This is a genomic window from Anaerosolibacter sp. (genome assembly GCF_029240175.1).
Lineage (GTDB): Bacteria > Bacillota > Clostridia > Peptostreptococcales > Thermotaleaceae > Anaerosolibacter.
In genome coordinates, this window is the sequence record NZ_JARBTM010000046.1 from 1 (window position 1) to 4,447 (window position 4,447).

General features: G+C 40.8%; 5 protein-coding genes. All 5 read left to right on the top strand.

Annotated features, from left to right (window positions below):
• The coding region (locus K0R93_RS18975) for a substrate-binding domain-containing protein (protein WP_300304939.1) at positions 1-1,100 on the top strand (1,100 nt) is incomplete at its 5' end.
• Positions 1,101-1,244: 144 nt separating this feature from the next.
• A complete protein-coding gene (locus K0R93_RS18980) occupies positions 1,245-1,997 on the top strand; it encodes an ABC transporter ATP-binding protein (RefSeq protein ID WP_300304941.1) in 753 nt (250 codons plus the stop codon).
• The gene (locus K0R93_RS18985) at positions 1,997-2,719 is read left to right on the top strand and encodes an ABC transporter ATP-binding protein (RefSeq protein ID WP_300304943.1); all 723 of its coding nucleotides are present in this window, start codon (positions 1,997-1,999) and stop codon (positions 2,717-2,719) included. Before K0R93_RS18980 ends, K0R93_RS18985 begins: the two co-directional genes overlap by 1 nt.
• A gap of 18 nt (positions 2,720-2,737) precedes the next feature.
• The gene (locus K0R93_RS18990; RefSeq protein WP_300304945.1) at positions 2,738-3,601 is read left to right on the top strand and encodes a branched-chain amino acid ABC transporter permease; all 864 of its coding nucleotides are present in this window, start codon (positions 2,738-2,740) and stop codon (positions 3,599-3,601) included.
• The coding region (locus K0R93_RS18995; protein WP_300304947.1) for a branched-chain amino acid ABC transporter permease at positions 3,602-4,447 on the top strand (846 nt) is incomplete at its 3' end. It abuts the gene before it with no gap.

Sequence of the window (4,447 nt, forward strand, 5' to 3'; positions counted from 1 at the left end):
TTAAAATAGGGATGGTGACATCCAAGACCGGTGCGCTTCAAGCTTATGGTGAGCAAACAATCCGTGGGTTTGAAATGGGTCTGGATTACTATACCAAAGGTACCAATAAAATTGGAGATACCGAGATTCAATTTATCATTGAGGACTCTGAAACTAAACCAGAGGTTGCTAAGCAGAAAGCTGTTAAGCTCTTTGAAGAAGACAAGATTGATATAATCGTAGGCTGTGCAAGCTCTTCTGATGCACTTGCAATTGTGCCGCTGGCAGAAGAATATCAAAAAGTAATGGTCGTTGAACCTGCCGTTGCCGATGCGATAACTGGAACAGCTTGGAATAAATATATATTCCGTACCGGACGTAACTCTTCTCAGGATGCTGCCGCAGCTGCAGCCGCTATCGGAAAAAAAGGTGCTAAACTAGGCATATTTGCTCCAGACAGCGCTTTTGGACACGGAGGTGCAGATGCTTTCAAGCTAGCAGCTGCAAACCTTGGTGCTGAAATCGTATTTGAAGCCTATCCGCCGGCAGAATCTACAGATTTCACTGCTCAAATACAGCAGATGATAGCTGCAAAGCCTGAAGCAGTTTACGTAGTTTGGGCTGGTGCCAATAGTCCATGGAAGGCATTTATGGATTTGAAGGTTCAAGAAAAAGGTATAAAGCTTTCTACAGGGGCTCCTGACATAGCTGCATTAAAGACCATGTGGGATAACATAGGTATGGATGGCTTCTGCGTATACTACCATGGACTTCCTAACAATAAAGTAAATGACTGGATGATAAAGACAGCAAAAGAAAAGTATAATACAGTTCCTGACCTGTTTGATGCAGGTGGATTTGCATCAGCTATGGCGATCTGTACAGCGCTTGAGAAATCTCAAGGCAGTACAGATGCTGAGAAACTGATCGCTACGATGGAAGGCATGAGTTTTGAGACTCCTAAAGGAACAATGACATTCAGAAAAGAGGATCATCAGGCGCTTCAGGTAATATATTCCATAAAGCTGGAGAAAAAAGATGGATTTGATTATCCGGTACCGGTGCTTGTTCGTGAATTGTCACCTGAGGAGACTGCACCTCCAATTACAAACAATAAATAAAACTTATATGAAAAGGGGCCGTGATTGCCTACGGTCCCTTTTCATATAAAAATAGAATTTTCTGCATCAGCATGAAATTGAAAACAATAAAATAATGTTGTAAGATATTTCTAATTACACTACTAATTTAGGAGGGTATATAACATGGGAGAACCCATCATTCAAACACGTGGCCTGACAATCAATTTCGGAGGTCAGACAGCTGTAGACCACGTAACATTAGACATTATGCCTAATACCTTCACATCCATAATAGGACCTAACGGTGCGGGTAAAACCACATTTTTTAATTTAATCAGCGGTCTTTTAAATCCCAGTGAAGGAAACGTTATATTTAAAGGACAAGATATTACTGCAATGCCTTCCGAAGCAAGGGTGAAACTAGGAATGGGTCGCTGCTTTCAGATTACAAATGTATTTCCACAACTAACTGCGCTGGAAAATGTAAGGCTGGCAGTCCAAGCCAAGTCCGGTGTGAACTCTATATTTAAGCATTACCTTAAATACTCGGAGCTGCAGGACAAAGCAATGGAAATGCTGAAAAAGGTGAATCTATCAGATAAAGCAAACTCTTTAGCTTTAAATCTTGCTCATGGGGACAAAAGAAAACTTGAAATTGCAATTGTGTTGGCATTAGAACCGGAAGTTTTACTACTGGATGAGCCTACTGCAGGGATGTCCTTGGAAGAAGTTCCAATTATACTAGACTTATTAGGCAAAATAAAAAAAGAAGGGCAGCATACCATTATGCTTGTTGAGCATAAAATTGACATGGTTCTTTCGCTCTCCGATGAAATTGTAGTGCTCTTTAATGGTGGATTACTAGAGAAGGGCAACCCTGAGGATATTATGAAAAACGAGCAGGTTCAAAAAGCATATTTAGGAGGAATGTCTTAATGCCTGATAAAGTAATACTTAAAGTTAAAGAGATGGAAACATATATTGGACAATATCACATCCTCCAGGGCATCAACCTTGAAGTGCTTGAAGGATATGTTACAGTTCTTATCGGACGTAATGGGGCAGGCAAGACCACCACATTGCGCTCTATAATTGGTTTGACGCCACCATCTCAAGGTTCAGTTGAGTTTAATGGAGAGATGATTCATGGCTTGCCTCCATATGTAATCGCTCGAAAGGGGATGGCGCTTGTTCCTGAGGATCAAGGAATATTTTCCCAGCTCACAGTGGAAGAGAATTTTAAAATCGCTATGTACAAGGAAGATAAACAAACATTGGATCGTAAGGACTGGATACTGGATATCTTCCCGGACCTTAAGCCTAAACTAAAACTGAAGGCCGGTAGTTTGAGCGGCGGGCAAAAGCAAATGCTTTCCATCTCTCGTTCCCTGGTCAATAATAGTAAGCTCCTTTTGATTGATGAACCTAGCAAGGGGTTGGCACCTATTATGGTTGAAACCCTGGCCAATGCAATTAAACAGATTAAGGATCATACTACCGTAGTTTTGGTAGAACAGAATTTCTGGCTGGCCTCTGAGGTAGGGGAGCGCTACTACATAATTGATGATGGTCAAACAGTCCAGGAGGGTGTTATGACAGACCTTGTAAACGATAAGGTCCTGCAGAAGCGCTATCTTGGCATTGGAACCAAAGAATGATTGCAGAGGTGAAGGAAAATGGATATATTTGTTAATTTGACAATTGCCGGTCTATCTACAGGAATGATGTATTATTTACTTTCTTCCGGCCTTTCTTTGATATATGGTCTTATGGGCGTGCTTAATTTCGCCCATGGTTCCGTCTTTATGTATGGCGCTTATGCTGGAGTGCTTGTTTTCGGCTTGACCGGAAGCTTTACGTTTGGAATTATTGCAGCAATTGTAGTTGGTGCAATTGTGGGATATATGATGGAGAGATTGGTTATAAGTAGAGTTTATGGGCAGCATTTAGCACAAATCCTTCTTACAACTGGTTTAATGCTGGTATTAAATGAACTGATTAAAATACCTTTCGGTTCCAATATTCTGCCGGCTTTTCAACCTGAAGCACTGCAAAGCAGCTGGCAAATAGGAGAAATTGTTATTGTTAAGTACCGTATTTTCTTAATTGTAATAGGCTTAGTTGTTGCTATTATCCTAAATGCAGTGATGGCGAAGACCAAATTGGGTATGACTGTAAGAGCGGGTGTGCAAAATCCGGAAATGGTCCAAGTATTAGGAATAAATATAAAAAGAGTATTTAGCTTTGTTTTTGTTCTAGGCTCTGCTTTATCGGCTTTAGGTGGTATTCTGATGGCTCCGGCTTTGGGAGCAATTAATCCTGAAATCGGTCTTATGTATCAGATGACCGGGTTTATGGTTGTTGTTATAGGCGGTATGGGAAGTTTGACCGGCACCTTATTCAGCTCTTTATTAGTTGGCCTGGCTAGTTCCTATACAGCATATGTTTATCCTGATGCTGCAACAGCAGTTATTGTAATCGTGATGATCGTTGTGCTTTTAATTAAACCTAGTGGATTATTTGGAAAGGGGGCAGAATAAATGCAGCAAATTAAAACTGTAGCACCAAGTGTAAGAAAGTCTCTAATGAATAACTGGCTGCTGCAAATCATTATTGTAGCCATTCTGGCTGTTATACCTTTTATTACGGGACGCCCCACGCAAAACATGTTGATTTTGATATTCTGTATGAGTGTCTTTGCGATGAGTTATGATATTCTATTAGGTTATACTGGGGTTATATCATTTGGACATGCGATGTTCTTTGGTATTGGTGCATATGGAATATCGATTTATCTTGCGAATGCGAAAGCAACAATGGGTAATATCTTGCTTGCTACACTGATAGCGCTGGCAGTAAGCATAACCATTTCTGTTTTTATCGGTTTTCTATCATTGCGGGTCAAGAATACATACTATGCCATGATTACGCTTGCCTTCGCCCAAGTTGGCGTAATCCTGGCTGAAAAAGCAAGGCATATTACCAATGGATATGACGGTATGACTTTTAGAGTTCCAAGTGTTTTGATGAATAAGATGCTATTCTATTATATTGCCTTAGGGTTTTTGGTGCTTTCTTTCATATTTTTGTGGAAATTTACAACCTCACCAACAGGTCGAGTGCTGGTAGCGATACGTGAAAATGAGCAAAGGGCAAAATTCATAGGCTTTAATACATTGCGCTATAAAATTATATCAACTGTGGTTGCCGGTGCAATGGCCAGCTTAGCAGGTTCCATGTATGCGATCCATATGCGTTTTGTAAGCACCTCGGTTCTTGGAGTAGCCAAGACCATTGATGCTCTTCTGGCAACCGTTATCGGTGGCATGGGCAATCTTTATGGTGCCATTTTGGGAACCGGTATCGTAAACTTTGCAGGGGAATAT

Coding starts and splice junctions, on each gene's coding strand:
- K0R93_RS18990 (WP_300304945.1), top strand. CDS start 2,738: ATGGATATATTTGTTAATTTGACAATTGCCGGTCTATCTACAGGAATG.
- K0R93_RS18985 (WP_300304943.1), top strand. CDS start 1,997: ATGCCTGATAAAGTAATACTTAAAGTTAAAGAGATGGAAACATATATT.
- K0R93_RS18980 (WP_300304941.1), top strand. CDS start 1,245: ATGGGAGAACCCATCATTCAAACACGTGGCCTGACAATCAATTTCGGA.